The sequence below is a fragment of the Gryllotalpicola daejeonensis genome, assembly GCF_039538145.1.
In the GTDB taxonomy this organism is placed as follows: domain Bacteria; phylum Actinomycetota; class Actinomycetes; order Actinomycetales; family Microbacteriaceae; genus Gryllotalpicola; species Gryllotalpicola daejeonensis.
The window spans coordinates 2,598,133-2,614,984 of sequence record NZ_BAABBV010000001.1 but is presented as its reverse complement, the minus strand read 5'-3'; the positions used below and the strand labels follow the sequence as shown (position 1 = coordinate 2,614,984).

At 69.0% G+C, this 16,852-nt stretch carries 16 protein-coding genes; 5 read left to right on the top strand and 11 right to left on the bottom strand.

Annotated features, from left to right (window positions below):
• Nucleotides 1-105: 105 nt before the first annotated feature.
• The 3 genes from ABD736_RS12655 to ABD736_RS12645 are packed head-to-tail and all read right to left on the bottom strand — an operon-like array spanning nucleotide 106 to nucleotide 3,031.
• Nucleotides 106-663, bottom strand: a complete 558-nt coding sequence (locus ABD736_RS12655) for a GNAT family N-acetyltransferase (protein WP_344792138.1) — start codon at nucleotides 661-663, stop codon at nucleotides 106-108.
• Entirely contained in the window at nucleotides 660-1,694 is a 1,035-nt protein-coding gene (locus ABD736_RS12650) for an ATP-grasp domain-containing protein (RefSeq protein WP_344792137.1), read from the bottom strand. Before ABD736_RS12650 ends, ABD736_RS12655 begins: the two co-directional genes overlap by 4 nt.
• Nucleotides 1,691-3,031: a M20 family metallopeptidase gene (locus ABD736_RS12645; protein WP_344792136.1), complete on the bottom strand. Its 1,341-nt coding sequence runs from the start codon at nucleotides 3,029-3,031 to the stop codon at nucleotides 1,691-1,693. Before ABD736_RS12645 ends, ABD736_RS12650 begins: the two co-directional genes overlap by 4 nt.
• 128 nt (nucleotides 3,032-3,159) lie before the next feature.
• Between ABD736_RS12645 and ABD736_RS12640 the strand changes: the two genes are divergently transcribed.
• The 3 genes from ABD736_RS12640 (at nucleotide 3,160) to ABD736_RS12630 (ending at nucleotide 5,520) form a co-directional block, all read left to right on the top strand.
• Entirely contained in the window at nucleotides 3,160-3,690 is a 531-nt protein-coding gene (locus ABD736_RS12640; protein WP_344792135.1) for a GNAT family N-acetyltransferase, read from the top strand.
• Between the two features lie 108 nt (nucleotides 3,691-3,798).
• Nucleotides 3,799-5,250 carry an HNH endonuclease signature motif containing protein gene (locus ABD736_RS12635; protein WP_344792134.1) on the top strand — a complete coding sequence of 484 codons (1,452 nt, stop codon included), beginning with the start codon at nucleotides 3,799-3,801 and terminating at the stop codon, nucleotides 5,248-5,250.
• A gap of 111 nt (nucleotides 5,251-5,361) precedes the next feature.
• The gene (locus tag ABD736_RS12630) at nucleotides 5,362-5,520 is read left to right on the top strand and encodes a hypothetical protein (protein ID WP_344792133.1); all 159 of its coding nucleotides are present in this window, start codon (nucleotides 5,362-5,364) and stop codon (nucleotides 5,518-5,520) included.
• Nucleotides 5,521-5,593: 73 nt separating this feature from the next.
• On the opposite strand, the gene ABD736_RS12625 is transcribed toward ABD736_RS12630, so the two are convergent.
• The 4 genes from ABD736_RS12625 to ABD736_RS12610 form a co-directional block, all read right to left on the bottom strand.
• Nucleotides 5,594-6,862: an alpha-L-fucosidase gene (locus ABD736_RS12625; RefSeq protein ID WP_344792132.1), complete on the bottom strand. Its 1,269-nt coding sequence runs from the start codon at nucleotides 6,860-6,862 to the stop codon at nucleotides 5,594-5,596.
• A 53-nt stretch (nucleotides 6,863-6,915) separates the two neighbouring features.
• Nucleotides 6,916-7,419 carry a Dps family protein gene (locus tag ABD736_RS12620; RefSeq protein ID WP_344792131.1) on the bottom strand — a complete coding sequence of 168 codons (504 nt, stop codon included), beginning with the start codon at nucleotides 7,417-7,419 and terminating at the stop codon, nucleotides 6,916-6,918.
• Nucleotides 7,420-7,433: 14 nt separating this feature from the next.
• Complete coding sequence (locus tag ABD736_RS12615; RefSeq protein ID WP_344792130.1) at nucleotides 7,434-7,868, bottom strand: SIP domain-containing protein; 435 nt, start codon at nucleotides 7,866-7,868, stop codon at nucleotides 7,434-7,436.
• Nucleotides 7,869-7,949: 81 nt separating this feature from the next.
• A complete protein-coding gene (locus ABD736_RS12610) occupies nucleotides 7,950-9,455 on the bottom strand; it encodes a GntP family permease (RefSeq protein WP_344792129.1) in 1,506 nt (501 codons plus the stop codon).
• A gap of 90 nt (nucleotides 9,456-9,545) precedes the next feature.
• Between ABD736_RS12610 and ABD736_RS12605 the strand changes: the two genes are divergently transcribed.
• Nucleotides 9,546-10,277, top strand: a complete 732-nt coding sequence (locus tag ABD736_RS12605) for a FadR/GntR family transcriptional regulator (RefSeq protein ID WP_344792128.1) — start codon at nucleotides 9,546-9,548, stop codon at nucleotides 10,275-10,277.
• A 9-nt stretch (nucleotides 10,278-10,286) separates the two neighbouring features.
• On the opposite strand, the gene ABD736_RS12600 is transcribed toward ABD736_RS12605, so the two are convergent.
• Both ABD736_RS12600 and ABD736_RS12595 read right to left on the bottom strand, forming a co-directional pair.
• Nucleotides 10,287-11,570 carry an acyltransferase family protein gene (locus ABD736_RS12600; RefSeq protein WP_344792127.1) on the bottom strand — a complete coding sequence of 428 codons (1,284 nt, stop codon included), beginning with the start codon at nucleotides 11,568-11,570 and terminating at the stop codon, nucleotides 10,287-10,289.
• A 110-nt stretch (nucleotides 11,571-11,680) separates the two neighbouring features.
• Nucleotides 11,681-13,228, bottom strand: a complete 1,548-nt coding sequence (locus ABD736_RS12595) for an alpha-L-fucosidase (RefSeq protein WP_344792126.1) — start codon at nucleotides 13,226-13,228, stop codon at nucleotides 11,681-11,683.
• Nucleotides 13,229-13,774: 546 nt separating this feature from the next.
• Between ABD736_RS12595 and ABD736_RS12590 the strand changes: the two genes are divergently transcribed.
• Nucleotides 13,775-14,836 carry a hypothetical protein gene (locus tag ABD736_RS12590; RefSeq protein WP_344792125.1) on the top strand — a complete coding sequence of 354 codons (1,062 nt, stop codon included), beginning with the start codon at nucleotides 13,775-13,777 and terminating at the stop codon, nucleotides 14,834-14,836.
• 57 nt (nucleotides 14,837-14,893) lie between these two features.
• Here the strand turns inward: ABD736_RS12590 and ABD736_RS12585 are convergent, their stop codons facing one another.
• Nucleotides 14,894-15,733: an alpha/beta hydrolase fold domain-containing protein gene (locus ABD736_RS12585; protein WP_344792124.1), complete on the bottom strand. Its 840-nt coding sequence runs from the start codon at nucleotides 15,731-15,733 to the stop codon at nucleotides 14,894-14,896.
• Between the two features lie 527 nt (nucleotides 15,734-16,260).
• Entirely contained in the window at nucleotides 16,261-16,623 is a 363-nt protein-coding gene (locus ABD736_RS16395) for an integrase core domain-containing protein (protein WP_425555016.1), read from the bottom strand.
• Between the last annotated feature and the right edge of the window lie 229 nt (nucleotides 16,624-16,852).

Genomic DNA, 16,852 nt, shown 5'->3' with positions numbered 1-16,852 from the left:
TTCCGCTCGCCCCCGCAGCGGCGGTCGCCCCGCCGGAGGCACTCGCAATATGACGAAATGTTACGGAGAACCGGGCGCCGCGTCACTAGCCGGCGGCCAGCGCGATCACCCCTCGTCGAGAACGACGACCCGCACGAAGGTGTAGACCGTGCGAACGTCGTCGCCCTCGCCGAAGACGACGTCGCGCTCGGGGACCCGCTCGAAGCCCAGACTGCGATAGAGCGCATGCGCGCCCACCATGTTCTCGCCGCTGTTGAGCGAGACGGCGCGCAGGCCCCGGTCGCGCGCCAGGTCGATCGCCAGACGGGTCAGCCGAGCGCCGACGCCGCGGCGGCGCGCGGCAGGCGCGACCGCGAGCAGCCGGAAGTAGAGCTCGTCGTCGAGTGCGCGGCGGCGGGACTCCGGCCCGTTGCGCAGGATCGACGTGGTGCCGAGCAGCTCGCCCGTCACCCCGTCGACTGCGACCCAGATCTCGTATTCGCCGTCGCGCAATTCGGGGTGCCGCAGCGTGTGGCCGTAGTCCTCGCCGATCTCATAGTCGCTCGCGTAGGCCGCGTAGCTGAGCTCGCCGATCGCGGCGTACTCGTCGCGGCGAGCCGGGCGCACGATGAGGTCGGATTCCGGTCGGGGCCGGTCGATCAGGGTGGTGGTCGCGTCGCTCATCGGGCCGGGTGTCCGCTCTGCGCAAGGCGGCCGGCCGAGGCATCCGCAAGCAGGCCACCGAGATAGCGGGCGATCGCGCGCGCGCCCGAGTCGGGCGCGACCGCCTCGACCGCCGCGTTGTAGTTCGTGTTCGTGTTCACGTCGTAGGTCACGAGCCGCCCGTCGGCCGTCTCGATGAACTCGATGCCGGCGATCTCGATGCCGTTCGCGCGCGTGAAGGCGAGGTACTGATCGATGATCGGATGCCGGAACCCTTCGCGCAGCGAGAAGAGCTGGTCCCCCGGCTGCGGTGCGATGGTGGCACCGGGCGGCGTGATCGGCTTTCCTGTCGCCGGATCGATCGCGCAGGCGTCCGCAGGGCAGAGCTGGAACCCGCCGCGTGCGGTATCGGCGCGGATCGCGTAGAGGAACTCGCCGCCGACGATCTCGACGCGGGTGATGAAGGGCTCGGCCGGCGGCACGTATTCCTGCACGAGGGTGATGCCGTCTTGCGGCTCGTCGAGGTCGCCGCGAGCGATCGCTGCTTCGAGGTCGTCCGGTGACTCGAACCGCGCGACCGACAGGCCCTTGCCGCCCTGGTTGTGCTTGACGATGAACGGCGCCGCGAGCTCGCGGTGGAAGTCGCGGGCGACGTCGACGAGGTGCGCCGTGCCGATCGCGGCGACCGTGCGCGGCACCTCGATGCCGGCGCGCTTCAGGGCCGCGAGCTGGGCGACCTTGCTGACTTCGAGCTCGAGCACGGCCCGGCCGTTCACCGTACGTCGGCCGTTCGATTCGAGCCAGGCGAGCACCGAGCGCGCGTACTCCTTCGAGAGCGCGTGGCCGCGCGTGTGGCTCGACGCGCTGATGCGCGACCAGAAGACGCCGTCGGGCGGCACCGCGAGCGGGTCGAGCGGGCCGTCGACGAGCAGCCACTCGACGAGCGGCACACCCTCTGCCTCGAACGCCTCGCGGAAGACCCCGAACCACTCCGGGTTCTCGTGGATCGCATAGACCGCGGGACCGTCTGCCACCGGAAGCGCTGAACTCACGCGAAATACTCCTCTACATTCAGGGCGCCGCCCGCGCCCTCGAAATCTTCCCGAGCGGCCGCCCTCAGCTCGCCGTCAGCGAGGAAGTCGAGTGCCGTCAAGGCGAGCCCGAACGCGGCATCCACCGCGGCCCGGTCGCCCGCCTCTGAACTCGCCCACCCGGCGAACTCGGCCGTGTGCAGCGCGATGCCGGGCGGGCTCACCTTGATGACCGGGTGGATGCCCGGCACGCGCACGCTCACGTTGCCGAAATCGGTCGAGGCGGCAAGCTCGCTCGGCACCTCGGCCGAGGTGAGCGCCTTGCGCCCGCGAGTGGCCTGGTGGACCGCCCATCGCTCGGACAGCGGGCGGTTGAACCGCGTCGGCAGGGTCGCGGGCAGCGGGTCCCACACGAGCGTCACACCCGTGCCGGTCGCGAGCGCGGCACCGTGGGCGATGTCGGCGAGGCGACGACTCAGCTCTTTGAGCGTGTCGGCTCGGTGCGAGCGCAGGTAGAACTCGAGCACCGCGCGCCTCGGGATGACGCTCGGCCGCTCGCCGCCCTCTTTCACGATGCCGTGCACGCGGTCGGTCGGCGGCAGGTGCTGCCGCAGCAGGCCGACAGCCTGGTAGGCGAGCGTCACGGCGTCGAGCGCGTTGCGGCCGAGGAACGGCGAGGCGGAGGCGTGCGCCGCGACGCCCTCGAACTCCATGCGCAGAATCCGTCGCCCGATGAACGGGTGGTCGATCGCGTCGTACCCGAAGCCGTGCGCCATCAGCGCGGCATCGATGCCGTCGAAGGCGCCGCGCCGCGCCATGAGCTCTTTGCCGCTGCTGCCCTCTTCCGCCGGAGTGCCGAGCAGCACCACGCGCCCCGGCAGCCGGTCGCCGAGCCGCGCGAGCGCGGCGAACGCGCCCACCGCGCTCGCGGCGATGATGTTGTGGCCGCAGCCGTGCCCGATGCCGGGCAGCGCGTCGTACTCCCCGAGGATCGCCACCGTGGGCGCGCCGCCGTGTGATGAGCCGATGGATGCCTCGACCGCGGTCTCGAGTCCGTAGGCCCCGACCGTGGCCTGCACCCCTGTCAGTCGCTCGACGGCGGCGGCGACTGCCCCGGCGCTGCGCTGCTCGTGGAAGGCGACCTCTGGCGTCTCGAAGATGCGATGCGACAGCGCGGTGATCTCGGGCTCGAGCGAGTCGACTGCCGCGGCGACCTCGGCGGCGAGTTCTGCCGGGGCACCGGTGAACGACGAGGTGATGAACGCGGCGGCATCCGCCAATCTCTCGGCACGCGCCTGCAGCGCGTCGGCATACGCGCGATCGGGCGTCTCGGGATGCCCGAGATCACGAAAGACCATGCCCGCCACGCTAGGCCGCACCCCTGACACCGCGCTCGGATGTTGCCGCGTGTGACCGGACGCGACGGCCCCGCTTGCGGGGTGCGCGCGCGGCGGGCGATGTCGGCGGCGGCTGAGAGAATCGACGCGTGAGCAGCACCAGCGCCGAGAGCACCGAGCAGACCGTCCGTATCGAGCGTGTCGAGTGGGGCGACGATCGGGCTGCTGCGCTGCGCGCCGCGATGGACGATGAGATCGGCCCGCGCTACGCCGAGCTGCAGGCTGCGCTCACCGCCGATCAGCAGGAGCTGCGCGCGTCTGCGTTCGTGCTCGACCCCGCGACGTTGGCCGGCGTGTATCTCGCGATCGACTCGGACGGGACTCCCCTGGGCCACGCGGCGCTGCGCCGCCTCGAGACCGAGAACGGTGTCGAGTGGGAGCTCAAGAGGCTCGTCACGATCGCCGCCGCGCGCGGCCGCGGGGTCGGCACGCTGCTCATCGACGCCGTCGAGCGGGATGCCGTCGCCAACGGCGCCTCGCGGCTCGTGCTGCAGACCGGCATCAAGCAGCCCGAGGCGATCGCGCTCTACAAGAAGCTCGGCTACGAGCCGATCGCGGAATACGGACCGTACGTCGGCAAGGTGCCGGAGGGGCTGTATTTCGCTCGCGCACTGGGCTGAGGTTCGCCACCCTCACCCTATCGGACACAGATTCGATTTCTTTGTGGATTGTTCTTCCACTACATTCGAACGTTTGGTAAGCTGGCGTCACGTTGATCGGGGGATCACATGGCGTCAGACCAGCAGAGTGGGTGCGAGGCGCTGGCGCGCGTGTGCGCGCTGCTGCCGGTGTCGCTTGCTGTGCTGACGGATGATCAGCTGGTCGGGTTCGCACGGGCGGTTGAGGATGCCGGGCGGGTGCTGGACGGGCTGCGGCTCGGCGTCGCCCGCGAGGTCGATAACCGCACGGACGAGACACTGGGTGAGGAGTCCCTGGCGCGCAAGCTCGGGGCGAAGAAGCCCTGGGGCGCGCTGGAGACCGTGACCCGCACCTCGGCGAGAGACGCCCGGGAGCGGGTAGTCGAGGCGCGCCGGCTGGCGAAGCTGCCCGTGCTGGAGGCGGCGGTCGAAGCCGGGGTGCTCGGGCGGGCGCAGGCGGCGGCGATCATCGAACCGCTGCTGCCGGCCACAGAGCGCGCCGACACCGCACTGGTTGAAGCCGCATGCGAGAACCTCGTGGACCTGTCGAAAGTCCTGCCGGCGACCGCGGTCGTGGACGCCGCCCAGGCCTGGGCTCTCGTGCTCGACCCCGACGGGGTGGAACCGGTGGAGAAAGCCGCCGTCGAGAAGCGGTTCTTCCGGCTCGGGCGCGCCAAAGACGGCCTCGTGAAGTTCTCCGGCGCCCTCCCGGTCGAGCAGGCCGCCGCCATCCGCGCCGTACTGGACGCATACGTGAACCCGAGAGCCGGCGCATCCGTGAGGTTCGCCCCGGCCGACGACGACGGTGCCGCGGCTGACCACGGCGAGCACGCCGACGCCGCCCCCGTCACGGAGGCCGCCGCCAACGGCGCCGCGGGCGAAGGTGGCGATGCGCCGGCCGCGCCGAGCGGCACGCCCACGCTCGTGGCGACCGAGACGCAGCCGCCGACGGACATGCGCACCCCAGACCAGAAACGCGCCGACATCCTCCACGCCGTCTTCACCGCCGCCGCACGGGCACCCGAGACACCCACCATGGGCGGAGCACACCCCACAGTCTTGGTCGTCGTGCCGAAGGAGGACTTCGACTCCGGGCACGGGGCAGCGCGCATCGACGGCGAAGACGAACCCATCACCGCCACGACCGCGAAGCGGATCGCCGAGACCGGCGGCTACCAGGAAGTCCAGGTCGACCAGGCGGGGAAGATCCTCAACCTCGGAGACACGAAACGATGCGCCACCCCCTGGCAGCGCAGAGCACTCGCGGTCAGAGACAAAGGCTGCATCATCCCCGGCTGCACGATCCCGGCCAGGTGGTGCGAAGTCCACCACATCCAACCCGATCGCGACGGCGGACCGACGGACATCCTGAACCTCACCCTGCTCTGCTGGTTCCACCACCACGACATCGACACCGGCCCCTACCAACTCCGCATGGGCGAAGACGGAACACCCGAAATCCGCTGGATCTTCGGCAGCCACGCCACCGCATGGGTCAAAGCGGTGCACAAGCCCAGACGTGACCTCACGACCGCCGCGTAAGGCGCGGCGGCGGAGCTCTGCCCTGCCCGCGCCAAGGCGGAACTCCGCGCTGCAGAACTGCGGCCGGATTCGATGGTGCCGATGTGCGCAGACAGGCGTAGACCGGAAGGCATGAACCAGATCGCACACCAGCACCACACGCTGGACCCAGCCGAAGGGCCCGATCTCGACGTCGAAGACATCCCCAGCGTCATCGACGACGAAGACGACGGCCCCGTGGTCGGCAGCGACGCCGTCGCTTCATCCGACGGCGAAGAGCCGTTCGACTGACCCAACACAGATCCAAACAGTCAAACAACACAGAAGGCCCCGCGGGGGGCCTTCTTCTGATTCCGGGCCGCCGTCACTCCGGAACGTCGGTCGGCGCAGCATATTCGATCGTCGGCACCGTGCTCGTGCCGGTGTGGAATCCGGTCACACGCGTCAGCTCCGCGTCCTCCCCGCGAACGTGCACGGTCACCGCCCGCAGCCGATGTTCGGGGAACACGCACACGCGCTGCGAGCCGATGCTTCCGCCGCGCGCGAGCAGCTCACCGGCATCCGTCACGATCTCGAACTCGACCACGCGCTGACCGTCGGCCAGCTCCTCCTGCACCTCGAGGTGGTCGAGCGCGACGTCCGCGCCGAAATCGGCACGCCAACCGTCGTCGACGCGCCTCAGCTCGGCGCGCACCGGTTCGCCGAAGCGCCGGTCGAGCTCGGCGCGCAGCTCGCGAACGCGGGTGACATCGGCGTCGGGAATGCGTCCGCGCGAATCCGGCGGCAGATTGAGCAGCAGGTTCGCACCCAGCCCGATCGAGCCATAGAAGATCGCAAGCAGATGGTCGAGCGACTTCGGCTCGTCGCCGTCCGCCCAGAACCACCCGTGCCGAATCGAGACGTCGCATTCCGGCGGCAGGTAGAGCGCACGTCCGTAATCGACCCTGTCATCCGTGTAGTTCGACAGCGCTCCGCGCTCGACGGCATAGCGCACCGGGTCGGCGGCCAACCCGTCTTCGTTGCCGACCCAGCGGATCGTCGGCGCGCCCATGTTGAATACCATGGCGCGCGGCTGAAGCTCGGCAATCACCTTGAGATAGCGCGGCCAGTCATACACCCGGCCTTCGGAGCCGGCGCCGTCGAACCAGATCTCGGCGACCTCGCCGTAGCCCGCGCACAGCTCGCGCAGCTGCGCGACGTAGAGGTCGTCGTATGCCTCAGGATCGGCATACTCGGGCGCGTGCCTGTCCCACGGCGAGAGGTAGAACCCGAAGCGCAGGTCGTGGCGCGCGCAGGCATCCGCCACCTCGCGCACCACGTCGCCGCGCCCACCCCGCCACGGGGACGAGGCGACCGAATAGTCGGTGGTCACCGTGGGCCACAGGCAGAAGCCGTCGTGATGCTTCGCCGTGAGCACGACATAGCGGGCGCCGAGTTCCCGTGCCGTCGCCACCCACTGATCGGCGTCGAACTCGGTCGGCGCGAAGCTTTCCGCCGGCAGCGTGCCGTCGCTCCACTCGACGCCGTGGAAGGTGTTCAGCCCGAAGTGGAAGAACACGCCGAGCCGCATGCGCTGCCACGCGAGCTGCTCTGCGGTGGGGCGCGGAACGGGAGCGCCCAGCCCCTCAGACACTCAGACACTCAGAGTTCCAGAGAAACCAGTCAGCGAGCGGATGAGCGCGCCGCTCAGGCTGCGAGGTGCGACTGCAGCAGCCAGCGGTCCTTCACGAGCCCGCGCTCGATGCCGATCACGATGTCCTGGCTGTTGAGGTCGATGTCGTCGAGGCCCTCAACGGCGGCGCGCACCGTCACGAGCGCCGCGTCGATGAGCGCGACGACCTGCGAGACCGTGTCGGTCCAGTCCTGGAATCCGTCCTTCAGCTCGGGCAGCGTGGTCTTCGCGGCGACCGTCGCGAGGCGCGAGTCGACCGGCAGCCCGAGGGCGACGATGCGCTCGGCCGAGTCGTCGGCGAACGACTGGGCGTGCTCGACGAGCTGGTCCAGCAGCTCGTGGATCGCGATGAAGTCGGCGCCGCGCACGTTCCAATGCGCCTGCTTGCCGTTCACGACAAGCGCCTCCATGTCGACAACGACCGGGGCGAGGAACTGGGCGACGCCGGCGGCGAGTTCTGCTGAGGTGCCGGCGTTCGACGAGGTGGTGGAAGCGGAAGTGGGGGTCTCGGTAGACATCTGTACTCCTTCGTTCAACTCAGGTGGTGCGACAGATCGGGCAGTGTGTTGAGCCCGGCGAGCCGGGCCTGCAGCACGTCGTACAGAGCGGCGATGTGGGCACTGCCGGCGCAGCCGATCCACATGACCGTGCTCTCACCGGGGTCCGCTGCGGCAGGCATCCATTCGCCCACCCAGCCGGCGATCGCGGTCGCGAGCGCCTCGCCGTGCGCGGCGAAGGTGAGCGCGCTCATCGCGCTCGGCCGCGTCGCACGCGCCAGCCAGGTGACAGTCACCCGAGGCGGTGCGACAAGTGCGACCTCGTCGCGCTCGTCGAGGACCTCGATGAAGACCTGGCCGTATGCGTCATCGGGCAGCACCGCGAGCGTGTGCTGGATCGCCGCCAGGTCGGCAAGGTCGCCGGCGATGAAGACGCGGTCGGCGGGGCGCTTGCGGTGACGGGAGCCCATGAACATCACACTAGGTTAGGTCTGCCTTACTTGGGAAGGGCTGGGCCTTGCCTGACGAACAGCCCGACCTGACGAGCCCGGTCAATGCACGAACAGGCTGAGCACCAGCACGACGATGATGCCCACGACCGAGAGCACCGTCTCGAGGATCGACCATGACTTGATGGTCTGGCCGATCGAGAGTCCGAAGTACTCCTTGAACAGCCAGAACCCCGCGTCGTTCACGTGCGAGAAGAACAGCGACCCCGCGCCGATCGCGAGCACGAGCAGCGAGACGCCCGGCGTAGACAGGTGGTGCGTGACGGGCTCGAGGATGCCTGCCGTGGTGATCGTCGCCACGGTCGCGGACCCCGTCGCGACGCGGATGAACACCGCGACGACCCACGCCAGGACGAACACGCTGATCGAGCTGTGTGAGGCCCAGGTCGAGATGACGTCGCTGATCTTCGTGTCGACGAGCACCTGCTTGAAGCCGCCGCCCGCGCCGACGATCAGGATGATGCCGGCGATCGGCGGCAGCGCGTCGGTGACCACGCTCGAGGTGCGCTTGAGGCTGAAGCCCGCACCGCGGCCGAGCACGATCATCGCGACGATGACCGCGATGCCGAGGGCGATGAGCGGCGTGCCGATGAAGTCGACCACCGTCTTCCATGCGGCCGGGTCGTTCGCGTCGGCGATGTCGATGATTGCGGCGATGAGCATCAGCGCAGCGGGCAGCAGGATCGCCACGAGCGTCGGCCAGAAGCCGGGGCGGCGAGTCGCCGAGGGGTGCGCCGCCTGATCCGCCTGGCGCAGCTGGTCGCCGCGGCCGCCGAGGTTGATGGCTGCGGTGCGCGGGGTGTCGACGGCGCCCCTGCCGGCGTCTGCGGTCGAGGCATCCCCGGTCTCGAACAGCGCCGGAACGTCGGCCGGCACCCAGCGCGCGGCGAAGCCCGCGAACAGCGGGCCCGCGACGATCACGCCGACCAACGCGACGATCACGCCCAGCCCGAGCGTGACGCCCAGGTTCGCGTGCACGGCCGAGATGGCGGCGAGCGGGCCCGGGTGCGGCGGCACGAAGCCGTGCATCGCCGACAGGCCCGCGATGGTCGGCACCGCGACCCGCATCAGCGGCAGACCGGAACGGCGCGCAACGAGCATGATCACCGGCACGAGCAGCACGAGGCCGACCTCGAAGAACATCGGCAGACCGATGATGGCGCCGACGAGCCCCATGATCCACGGCAGCGCCTGCACGCTCGCGCGGCTGACGAGGGTGTCGACGATGCGGTCAGCACCGCCCGAGTCGGCGAGCAGCTTGCCGAAGATCGCGCCGAGGGCGATCAGGGTGCCGACGGAGGCGCTCGTCGAGCCGAACCCGTTCGAGAAGCTCGTGACGGCGGCGGTCGGCGCGAGCCCGGCGGTCATGCCGGCCACGAGCGCGCCGATGAGCAAGGAGATGAAGGGGTGCAGCTTGAGCCACGTGATCAGCACGATGATCACGGCCATGCCGAGCAGGGCTGCGAAGATCAGCCGCCCGTCGCTCGCGTGATGCTGGGCTGCCGCGGCCGCGGTCAGCAGTGCGGATGATGCGTGTGTCAGTGCCATGAGCGTCCTTGATCTGGCGTGGGTCGCCGGGATTCGACAGGAATAACTCCGTCATATTACGCCGCACTCGTGGAGTTGTATGTTTTACCCATGACGGATGCCCCGCGCCTCGCTCCCGTGCACGGAGGGCTGACCGCGCGCCTCGGCGCCGCGATCGTGCATGGGCAGTACCCAGCCGGCGCGCGGCTATTCAGCGGTGACATCGCGTCGGCAGAGGGCGTCTCGCGCTCTGCCGTGCGCGAGGTCGTGCGGGTGCTCGAGACGCTCGGGCTCGTGCGCTCGCGCCGAAAGGCCGGCATCGAGGTGCAGCCCGCGAGCGAGTGGGATCTGTACTCCCCCGACGTGATCCGCTGGCGACTGGCGGGCCCCGACCGGCTGCGGCAGCTGCACGAGCTGAGCCAGCTGCGCTCGGCGGTCGAGCCGCTCGCGGCACGGCTCGCGGCGAGCGCAGCGGATGCCGCCCAGCGCAGCGCACTGAGCCAGGCCGCGCACGACCTCGCGCGGCACTCGCACGAGGCGGACGGCCAGCCCTACCTCGAGGCCGACCTGCGCTTCCATCGCGTGCTGCTCGAGGCCTCAGGGAACCCGATGCTCGCGCGCCTCGCCGGTGCCGTCGAATCCGTTCTCGTCGGGCGCACGCAGCACGCGCTCATGCCGACGGAGGCGAACCCCGACGCGCTGCGGCTGCATCGCGACGTCGCCTTCGCGGTCGCTGCGGGCGACGCAGCGGCGGCCGCTGAGGCCGCGGCGCTCATCGTCGCCGAGTCCGATGACGCGGTGCAGCGGCTCGACGGCAGCTCGAGCTCCGGGCGACCCGGCTGATCCGGTTGCTCACGGCCGGAGCGAGTCGTGCCCCTCGTCCGGCGCGCGGCGGGGGCGCAGCAGCAGCAGAGCCACAGCAAGCCCGGCCAGCCCGGCGAGCGTGAGCCACCGGCCCATGCCCCAGTCGGTGATCGCGAACATCGGCAGGAACGCGACCGCCGCGGCGGCAAGCACCGTCGGCAGACCCGGCGCCCGGAATCGTCTCGGCACGTGCGGCGCACGCTCGAGGCGCGCCGTTCCGAGCGAGATGAGGAAGATCAGCGCGAAGGTCGCAAGAAGCACCAGCGGCCGGGACTTCCACCAGGCGGCCGAGCCCGGGTCGGGCAGCCCGTGCGGAATGACCAGGCCGATCGCGCTGATCAGAAGCAGACACGTGATGTGCCACACGTAGACCGCCATGAGGCGGGTGCCGATCGCGAAGACGACGAGTTGCGCGGGCCGGGTGCGCATCAGCCGATCGAGCAGCGGGTGCAGCAGCACGAGCAGCGCCAGCTGCGCGATGCCGAGCAGCATCAGCGGCACCGACGGCGGGTTCAGGTTGTAGAGCATGTCCATGTTGTAGACACCGCCCCACAGCAGCACCGCGAGCACTGCGACGGCCCCGACGAAGGCGCCGAGCGTCAGCGCGCGGCGGCGTCGCAGGGTGCCGTCTGCGTACAGGAATCCGATCTGCTGCACGAAAAGCCAGACGAAGACGAAGTTGAGCCAGCCGATCGCGACGTGCCCGCTCAGCCGGCGCGCGACGTCGACGGCGACGGCACCCGCGGCGAGCACGACGAGCGTGGCGAGTGGATGCCGGCGATGCAACCCGACCATGACCGGGGCGCACGCCTGGCACAGCAGATAGGCGGCGAAGAACCACAGGGGCGTTCCGGCGCCCTGCAGGGTCAGGTTCACGAGCTGCGGGTCGACGCCGAGGAAATAGGCGAGCCACCCGGCGAGCGCGAAGACGACGAACACCGGCAGCGCGGGTCGCGCCAGCCGCAGAGTGCGCTTGCGGATGAACTCGGCCGGCGCTGGCACGCGCCGCTGATAGGAGGTGAGCGTCGCGAAGCCGCCGAGCGCGAAGAAGAGCGGCATGACCTGCCCGAACAGGCTCGCCGCCGTGTACCACGACTGCTGCTGCAACGGCTGCGTGACGACGAGCTCGCCGTCGTGGTAGCCCACGCCGATCATCAGCATGTGCACGATCACGACCACGACCACCGCGAACACGCGCGCGAGGTCGACAGGGAGGTCTCTGCGCGAGAGATCGATGGCCGCGCGCCCGGTGCGCGCAGGCATGCCGCTCATGGTCCGATTCTCAGATATCGAGGATGCCGGCAACAGCGGCAGATCGCGGCGGGATCTGCCCCGTCGCGATGTCCTCCTCGAGAGAGACGAGGACGTGCACAGGCGACTGCCTAGATCCAGAGGCCGTGGAAGAAGTCGATGCGCTCGCCGTCGCGCTCGGGCTCGAGCTCGATCCGAACGACGGAGCCACCCGCGCGGGAGCGCGACTCCTCAGGCAGCTCGACCTCCAACGCCTCGTCACCGCGTCGCCACTGCACCGTGCCGCTGTGGCCGAGAACGCGAACGTCGCGAATCTCTCCCACAAGACGGCTGCTCGCTGCGAAGCTTCGGATGGAGAGGCGTCCGCTCGGCGACGGCGCGAGTGCGATGGCGTAGACGTAGCGATGACCGACTTCGGTCATCGTGGTGAACCTGAAGTCCGCGTCGGAGTAGTGCGCGGAGCTGGCATCGACGAAGGAACCCGCCAGGGTCTGGGTCGGGCCTTCGCCGTAGGTGGTCCACGGAGTGGTGCCGAAGATCGCTTCCCCGTTCACCGCGAGCCACGCCCCGATCTCCTCGAGAAGACGCGCTTCCGGGTCCGGGATGGTTCCGTCGGGCTTCGGCCCGATGTTGAGCAGCAGGTTCCCGTTCTTGGAGACGACGTCTGCCAGCTCGGCGATCAGCTCGGTGGCCGTCTTGTAGTCGTGGCCCTCGACCCAGCTCCACGAGGTGCGGGACACCGACGTGTCGTTCTGCCAGGGCATCGATTGGATGCCGGGAGCGGTGCCGCGCTCGATGTCCGGCACTGCGGCGCCGCTGGCGAAGGCATCCCACTTGTAATTGATGACGACTTCTCTGCCCCACTCGGCCGCGCGGTTGTAGTAGTACGCGGCCAGGCGGCGCACATACGGGTCGAATGACGGCTCTTCGATGCCGGTGTCGAAGTAGAGCAGCTGAGGGCGGTAGTTGTCGATGATCTCGACGGTGCGCAGCAGCCAGTCTTCGAGGAAGCGCTCGGTCGGGCTGATCTCCTTGCGGAGCGCTGGGCCGTAGAGGTCCGCGTAGGCGGGGTCCCGCACGTCGGAGTCGAACTCGAGCCCGCCGTTCATGAAGAACCAGTGCTCGGCGCGATGCGATGAGGCGCCGCGGATCAGCCACGCGTCGTCCACAGCGGTGAGCAGATCCTTCATCACGTCTCGCCGCGGGCCGATGAGCGCGGCGTTCCATCGCGACCGCTTCGTCTCGTACATCGCGTAGCCGTCATGATGCTCGGCGACGGGGACGACGTACTGCGCGCCGGCCCGCTTGAAGAGCGCCACCCATTCGGCTGGGTCGAACTTCTCCATGCGGAAGGCGGGCAGGAAGTCCTTGTATCCGAACGTGCTCTGCGGCCCGTACGTCGCGACGTGGTGCTCGAACGCCGGGCTGCCGCGCCGGTACATGTTGCGCGGGTACCACTCGGTTTCGAACGCAGGCACCGAATAGGCGCCCCAGTGCAGGAAGATGCCGAACTTCGCCTCGGCGAACCACCGCGGCGGCCGATAGCCGCTGAGCGATTCCCAGGTCGCGTCGAAGGGCCCCGCGGCGATCACCTCGTCGACCCTGGCCAGGTCCGCGGTGTTGTCAGACACGTCGACCGGCTGCGGCAGGCCGGCGGCATCCAGGGGTTCCAGTGTCATTGACTTCCTCAGAACGCTTGGCTCAGTCCTTGTGACTGACCATGCGACCCTTTCCGCGGTTCACGCAGCGGTGGTCGCACAGTGGTTGTCACGCAGTGGTGGTCACGCAGTGGTTGTCACGCAGACAGCGTTCCCGCGCGAACGCCATCATCGCGTAACGATATGCCAGGGTCTCGGTTCTGTGCGCCAGGGCGCTCTGGCTTGCCGGATGCCGGTGCGGATGCACATGGACGGACGATTCGCGATTTGCTTGAAGCCAGAACAATTCCGGCGTTAGCCTGCGAACGCCCCCGTTTCGGGGCCACGCGGACCGACACCGCGGCAGCGGAGGGCGCTTCAATGGGGAGGCAGCAAGTGAAGAGACCAGACGCATCTGAACCGAGTGATCGCCGTGACCGGGGGCTGCCGCTTTCGAGGCGGACGCTTCTCGGCGCGGGGGCCGCAGCGGCCGCGGGCATGAGCCTCGGGCTCGCCGGCCCGGCGTTCGCAAGCCAGGCAAGCGCGAGCAGCGCGGCAAGACCCGCGCAAGAAACTCCCTTCGGGCCGGTGGTCGTGGCCTCGGGCGCGAACGGCCCGCTCGGCGGCCCGTCGTACGCACGCGCCGTGCGACTCAGCTCAGGGCCGGCGGGATCGTCGCGCACGATTCTCGCGACATTCCAGGGTGCCGCAGACCCGGGCTTCCCGATCTATCGGAGTGACGACGACGGCCGCACGTGGACGAAGGTGGGCAACGTTCCGAACGCCGGCACTGCGTCCGGACTGTATCTGCAGCCGTATCTCTACGAGCTGCCGCGTGCCTTCGGGGGGCTCCCGAAGGGAGCGCTGCTCTTCGCGTGCAATGACTTCGGGAACTTCACCAGCACGAACATCCGGCTCTATGCGAGCACCGACAGTGGCGTCACCTGGCAGTTCCTGAGCACCGTGGCGCAGGGCGGCCCGCCTGACACCACCAACGGTGCGACGCCGGTGTGGGAGCCGTTCCTGCTGCTCCACGAGAACAAGCTCATCTGCTATTACTCGGACCAGCGCGATCCGAACTATGGGCAGAAGCTCGCCCACCAGACGAGCACGGACCTGCGCACGTGGGGACCAGTCGTCGATGACGCGACAGGAGGGGCGTACGCAGATCGCCCGGGAATGACGACCGTCGCCCAGCTGAAGGGCGACCTGTGGATCATGACCTACGAGTTCGGCGCGCCCGACGACCCAGTCAACCCCGACCAGAACAACTACACCTACCACGTGCATTACCGCATCGCGAAGGATCCCGAGTCGTTCCGCTTCTCCGAGGACACGCCGCTCGTCGATCAGAACGGCGTCGCACCCAACGCGGCGCCGGTCGTTTCGTGGTCGGCATACGGCGGGTCGAACGGCACGATCGTGGTCACCGACAACGACAACCAGGACTTCTTCATCAACCGCGACCTCGGTGACCCGGGAAGTTGGACGCGTCTGTCGTCACCGATGCCGGCCGGGTACAGCCGGTTCACCATGCCCCTCGAAGGCCCAGGCGAACCTCAGAACCGCGGGCTGATCTTCGTCATCACCGGCGCCCAGTACGGCAAGCCCGGTGACGTCGAAGCAGGGATCGTCTCGCTGGCGGGCTGACCCGACGTCGTCGCAGGCTCAGCGGCCCGCCCGCCTCTGCGCAGGCGGGCCGCTGTGTCATTGCGGCTGAAGCACCGCCCGGAGCCAGGCGGCGGTCGTCGCGAGGGAGGCCGGTGCATCGAACGCGGCATCCTCATGGCCGGCACCGCCGAGCAGTTCGATCCGGCTGCTCGCGCCGGCGCGGGCGAGAGCGTCGTGCAAAGCGAAGCTCTCAGAGGCCGGTATGACGCGGTCGCTGTCCCCGTGCGCGAACAGGAAGGGCGGCGCGGTACGCGTGACCCGGCGAAGCAGGCTGAGTTCCGTGCTGCGCCCGACCCCGTCGCCGCCGACGTCATCACCGGGGCCGACCCCGAGGAAGTCGGACTCGTAGTGAAAAGGCAGAATCCGGGCTTCCAGCTCACTTCGGGCAGCCGCGCGCGCCAGATCCGTCTGACCGAACCAGTGAACGACCGCTTGCAATGAGCTCGAGTGATCCTGATTTCCGCCGACGTCGCCTTCGAGTGCCGGGTCATCGGGCGACAGCGCCACGAGTGAGACCAAATAGGCGCCGGCGGATGCACCCCAGCCTCCCAATCGGTCCGTCGGCAGGCCGAGCTGCTCGCCGTGTGCTCGCAGCCACCTGATGGCCGCCTTCACGTCATGAACGGGTTCCGGGAAGTGCGCCTCCGGCACGAGCCGATAGTCGACCGAGACGACGGTGACGCCGTGCTCGGCGAGGCCTGCCAGGCGGGTGCCCGCTCGGTCGGTGCGGCTACCCCGTGCCCAACCGCCGCCGTGCGCATACACCACGACGGGAGCGTCGGGCGCTGACGCGCGGTGGATGTCCAGTCGCAGCTCGGTGCCGCCCACAACGGCATACGTGATGTCCAACTCGGACCGGTCTGTGTGCTGACTCACTCGCTGCTCGCTCTCTGCGACCCACGCACGCCCGCGGCGGTGGTCCACCCAACGCCGGATGAGCGAAAACCCCCGGAACCGTAGGGTTTCGGGGGTCTTGGTAGCTGAGGCGGGACTCGAACCCGCGACCTCACGATTATGAGTCGTGCGCTCTAGTGAAGCCCCTGATATGGACGGATCTCGGGCAAAATGCCCGGAAATCCGGGGTTTTTCGATCACGTTGGATGACCCTGATCACCTTGGATCTTCTTCAGTTGTGGGCAAAATGTGGGCAAGTGGAGGGGCACCAACCCCGCGGCTCTTTGTCATGTCTCGGGACATCGGTGACGAATCTGTGTCAGGACATCGGTAACACTTCATATCTCAGGACATCGGTAACAGCTAGACGGTTTTGCGTGCCGGTCGCGGCGGCGGCCGTTGCTGACGTACTTGATCCCGGCCTTGGGCCAGGGGTGCTCGATCAGGAGCGTGCCTTTCAGGTCGAAGATCATCACCGTGGGGCCAGCGTCCATGACGCAGACCATCTGCTAGGCGCGAGCTCGTCCGATTCCGAAGCGGATGCCGCGGAACTCGACCGCGTCGGTGTTCGTGGTCTTCTTCACGCGGATCTCGTCCGATGGGCTCACGACCGGCGTCGAGGGTGCCACGGGCCTGGGCGCTTCGACTTTCGGGGTGGCCTCCCATGCCTGCTGCGCGGTGATGCGGCCGGGCAGTGCCTGGTGCGGCCGCTCGGCGTTGTAGATGGCATCGAAGGCGTCGACTTGGGCTTGCAGCTGCTCGAGGGTCTCGGCGATCGGCTGCTTGTTCAGGAACCGGAACAGCGTCTGGTGGAAGCGCTCGTTCTTGCCCTGCGTGGTCGGCTTGTATGGCTTGCCTGTGATCGGCTCCACGCCGAGGGATCGCACGTAGGCGACCAGCTTGCCGAGCTACCCACGCCTCGTCGGGTTCAGCGCCGCCCCGTTGTCCGACAGCAGCCGCTGAGGCACGCCGTGCGCGGCGATGGCCTTCTTCACGACCGCGATCGCACCCTCGGAGGATTCACCCCAGGAGACGTGGGAGGCGACCGCGTAGCGGGCCCAAGCTCGAGGCCTCCAACACCGCACGCACCCCAAAGTGCCT

What these genes read in the sequence shown, in the direction of transcription:
- ABD736_RS12655 (WP_344792138.1), bottom strand. Translation starts at nt 663, where the DNA reads ATGAGCGACGCGACCACCACCCTGATCGACCGGCCCCGACCGGAATCC.
- ABD736_RS12645 (WP_344792136.1), bottom strand. Translation starts at nt 3,031, where the DNA reads ATGGTCTTTCGTGATCTCGGGCATCCCGAGACGCCCGATCGCGCGTAT.
- ABD736_RS12635 (WP_344792134.1), top strand. Translation starts at nt 3,799, where the DNA reads ATGGCGTCAGACCAGCAGAGTGGGTGCGAGGCGCTGGCGCGCGTGTGC.
- ABD736_RS12630 (WP_344792133.1), top strand. Translation starts at nt 5,362, where the DNA reads ATGAACCAGATCGCACACCAGCACCACACGCTGGACCCAGCCGAAGGG.
- ABD736_RS12620 (WP_344792131.1), bottom strand. Translation starts at nt 7,419, where the DNA reads ATGTCTACCGAGACCCCCACTTCCGCTTCCACCACCTCGTCGAACGCC.
- ABD736_RS12615 (WP_344792130.1), bottom strand. Translation starts at nt 7,868, where the DNA reads ATGGGCTCCCGTCACCGCAAGCGCCCCGCCGACCGCGTCTTCATCGCC.
- ABD736_RS12610 (WP_344792129.1), bottom strand. Translation starts at nt 9,455, where the DNA reads ATGGCACTGACACACGCATCATCCGCACTGCTGACCGCGGCCGCGGCA.
- ABD736_RS12605 (WP_344792128.1), top strand. Translation starts at nt 9,546, where the DNA reads ATGACGGATGCCCCGCGCCTCGCTCCCGTGCACGGAGGGCTGACCGCG.
- ABD736_RS12600 (WP_344792127.1), bottom strand. Translation starts at nt 11,570, where the DNA reads ATGAGCGGCATGCCTGCGCGCACCGGGCGCGCGGCCATCGATCTCTCG.
- ABD736_RS12595 (WP_344792126.1), bottom strand. Translation starts at nt 13,228, where the DNA reads ATGACACTGGAACCCCTGGATGCCGCCGGCCTGCCGCAGCCGGTCGAC.